The organism is uncultured Thiocystis sp., assembly GCF_903866365.1.
In the GTDB taxonomy this organism is placed as follows: Bacteria; Pseudomonadota; Gammaproteobacteria; order Chromatiales; family Chromatiaceae; genus Chromatium.
The window spans coordinates 1-2,826 of the sequence record NZ_CAIPNF010000433.1 but is presented as its reverse complement, the minus strand read 5'-3'; the positions used below and the strand labels follow the sequence as shown (position 1 = coordinate 2,826).

3 protein-coding genes and 1 pseudogene are annotated in these 2,826 nt (G+C 63.8%); 3 read left to right on the top strand and 1 reads right to left on the bottom strand.

What is annotated here, in order from left to right; all coding sequences use genetic code 11:
• Positions 1-388 (top strand): annotated as a pseudogene (locus tag QZY07_RS23590) (hypothetical protein); the annotation flags it as partial.
• On the top strand, positions 388-888 hold the full coding sequence (locus tag QZY07_RS23585; protein ID WP_295408222.1) for a hypothetical protein: 501 nt from the start codon (positions 388-390) through the stop codon (positions 886-888). The pseudogene QZY07_RS23590 and the gene QZY07_RS23585, both read left to right, overlap by 1 nt.
• Here QZY07_RS23585 and QZY07_RS23580 read toward each other — a convergent pair.
• Complete coding sequence (locus tag QZY07_RS23580; RefSeq protein ID WP_295408220.1) at positions 885-1,154, bottom strand: hypothetical protein; 270 nt, start codon at positions 1,152-1,154, stop codon at positions 885-887. The genes QZY07_RS23585 and QZY07_RS23580 overlap by 4 nt on opposite strands.
• Before the next feature lie 512 nt (positions 1,155-1,666).
• Here QZY07_RS23580 and QZY07_RS23575 point away from each other — a divergent pair.
• The gene (locus QZY07_RS23575) at positions 1,667-2,620 is read left to right on the top strand and encodes an IS110 family transposase (RefSeq protein ID WP_295408217.1); all 954 of its coding nucleotides are present in this window, start codon (positions 1,667-1,669) and stop codon (positions 2,618-2,620) included.
• The last annotated feature ends 206 nt before the right edge of the window (positions 2,621-2,826 follow it).

Genomic DNA, 2,826 nt, shown 5'->3' with positions numbered 1-2,826 from the left:
CGCGCCAATCCCCAAGATCCGCGCCGAGCGCCCAAAGGAACCCACGCCCGCGCCCACGTCCGACCTTCCCCAAGACGCCCCACTGACCCCGGAGAACCTCGTGACCGGTCGCCTCGAACTCACCGTGAAGTTTACCGAACTGCCGAAACCGCTCCCGGTCAAGGCGGGGATGAAGATTGGCATTCAGACGGACACGGCGCTGGTGGTCGCGACCCTGCCGCCAAAGGTCTGGAAAAAGCTGGAACAGGCCGCGCGCGACTGGCCGTCCTGGATCGCGTCGCTGACCGGCAAGCTCGGTGCCCAGGCGGGTTCAGATGCCGGGGCGGTGGTGGTGCTGGAGAATGCAGCGGTGCAGGTGTTCGAGCGGAAGGCGAAGGCAGCGAATTGATGCCCGCGCGGACATCGGCCCCAAACCAGGAAACCCCCCTGTCCAGTCCCTCGATCGCGCTCCGGATCCTGTCGACGCTGTTCCTGTTCTGGCTGTCGGCCGGCCGCGTCGTCGCCGATCCCGCCGCCGATGTCGAACAGATCCTGCGAGTTATCCGTCAGGACCAGCCCGTCCCGTCGCTGCATTATTTGCGGCGCGCCGAATCCATCAATGCCGCTTGTGCCTACTTTCGGGGCCAGTACCGCGCCATCGACATCACGGTCGAGACGCGCCCCCACAGCGACAGCGTTGCGTCGATCCTGCTGCAAATCCCCGGCGCGGATCAAACCCAACAGATCTTGCCCGCCGTCTCGCGGGTGCTCGGTCCCCCGCATGCCAGCGACCCGAAGCAGTCGACCTATGGATGGGCGTGGCCAACGTACCGCACCGCCTCGGTTCACTATGCGCCGGGTGGAGGCGGCCAAGCCGGGTTCACGGTGGTCTCCATCTTCGAACGCTAACCCAGAAGACCGGATTCGCCCAACGGGGCAAGCAAGGAAGCATCGTCTTCGGACGGCTTGTTCACGCGCCGATCGACCGGATAGGCCATCAACGGCGCGGGATCGCAGGGCGTGAGCAGTTCGGCTGGGGGTGATGAACGAATCCCAGCAGACGCCGCCGTCGATTCCGGGGTTCGGCGCGTGGTCCGCGTCCGCGTCAGCCTGGAGAGCGTGCGGATCGCGGCGGAGTTGCCGGGGTTGGGGGCGTGGGGCCAAGATAAAGGCATCCGATGCGTATCTGCCGGGCTACTTGGCCGATGTTAGGTGCCAAAAGCGGCAACGCAAAGGTTAAGCGGCCCCGCCTGGCACGTCGCTTCAGAATGAGCGCCGCGCCGTCTGCGGGGTCCGCTCTTGAACCGCTTGTTAGCCCCTCACCGCGCGCTGCGGCCTCATCGCCAAGTAACTTGGGCGTGGCATACTGATGGGCGATCAGCCGATCCCAAGGTCGAAATCGCAATGGTGCTGTGCAAAGCCCGTTTGTTAGCCTGATCCGGGAGTGAGCGGACTCATCAGTGGTGACGCGCAAGCGATCCCGTTCGGAAGACTGCAACCCCACGAACACTCCCGATCGGCCTGATCCTCCCAACCCTCATCACGTTGATTGGCGACGGGGAAAAAAGTATGGTTCTCCCACCCAAGAAGTGCAACACGTCATTGGCTGAACAATCCAAAAAGCCGCTGGTGGCCGCCTGTGAGGCGGTCTCGCAAGCACAGCAGGTGCAAGCCCAACTGGGAACGCTTGAATTGGGATGCCGCCGGCATCGATCTCGGAGCCACCAGCCATTTTGTCGCCGTCCCCGTCGATCGGGATGCGCCATCGGTGCGTGAGTTTCCCGCCTTCACCGCCGATCTGGAGCGTCTCGCCGATTGGCTCGCGCAGTGTCATATTCGCACCGTGGCCATGGAATCCACGGGCGTCTACTGGATCCCCCTGTTCGAGTTGCTTGAGAGCCGCGGTTTCGAGGTTCTCCTGGTCAATGCCCATCACGTCAAGCACGTCCCCGGGCGCAAGACCGATGTGCTCGACTGCCAGTGGCTCCAGGAGTTGCACACCTTCGGTTTGCTACGCGGCGCCTTTCGCCCCGAGGCGTCGATGTGCGTGCTGCGGGCCTATCTGCGCCAGCGGGCCAATCTGGTGCGCGACGCCGGGATGCACCTCCAGCACCTGCAAAAGGCGCTCAACCAGATGAACCTGCATCTGCATCCTGTCGTGAGTGACCTCACCGGGGTGACCGGCATGACGATCATCCGGGCCATTCTTGGCGGAGAGCGTGATGCCCAGGTTCTCGCGCAACATCGGGATCGGCGTTGCCGCCAATCGGCGGAGACCATCGCCAAGGCGTTGCAGGGCCACTGGCGCGAAGAGCATCGGTTTGCGTTGCGTCAAGCCGTGGAACTGTTCGACGTCGACCAGCAGCAGATCGCCCGCTGCGATGAGGAAATCGCGCAAGTTCTGGCACGTCTCGATCCGGCGACCGACGTCGACGCTCCGCCGCCCGTGCGCAAGCACAAGGCCGATCGCAACACCCCGCGCATCGATGACCTGCGCGAGCCGCTCTTTCGTCTGGCCGGGGTCGATCTGACCCGCATCGACGGGCTCAATCCGCACAGCGTCTTGAAGATCCTTTCGGAGATCGGCACCGACCTGTCGCGCTGGCCTTCGGTCAAGCCGTTCTGCGCCTGGCTCGGCTGATCGCCGAACCACAAGATCTCCGGGGGCAAACGCATCGGCAAGAGCAAAACCACCCCCTCGGCCAATCGCGCGCCGTCAGACATGATGATGTGCTTGCTTTCCCGGACAACTCGGAACCCTGCTTTCTGTAAGGCACGGACGGCGTCGCGGTGATTGACACCTGGAATCTTCGGCATCTTTACGCGGCCACTTCGACTTCCCGCATT